We start from the raw sequence: 362 nt of genomic DNA on the forward strand, positions 1-362 counted from the left end.
CCTTGATGATGGAGAAACCTTCGAAGCCTTTTTGCAGATTCTTGATTTTCAGGTTGGCCATGAGGATGGGCCTCCGCAATTTATTATTCAGTTGAATCGAACGCGTTTTTGTAGGAGTGAGCCTGCTCGCGATAGCGGAGTGTCATTCAACAATGATGGCGACTGACACGCCCTCATCGCGAGCAGGCTCGCTCCCACAGGGGATAGGGTTGGATTCGGGATGTTCATTTCACGGCGCCGAACGAGAGGCCGCGCACCAGTTGCTTCTGGCTGATCCAGCCGAAGATCAGAATCGGCGCACAGGCCAGGGTCGAGACCGCTGACAACTTGGCCCAGCACAAGCCTTCCGGACTTGAATACGA

General features: G+C 54.4%; 1 pseudogene. It reads right to left on the reverse strand.

From position 1 onward, the window contains the following. Window positions 1-224: 224 nt before the first annotated feature. Window positions 225-362, reverse strand: a pseudogene (locus BK660_RS31810) (carbohydrate ABC transporter permease); the annotation flags it as partial.

The organism is Pseudomonas brassicacearum (genome assembly GCF_003732265.1).
Taxonomy (GTDB): Bacteria; Pseudomonadota; Gammaproteobacteria; order Pseudomonadales; family Pseudomonadaceae; genus Aquipseudomonas; species Aquipseudomonas brassicacearum_D.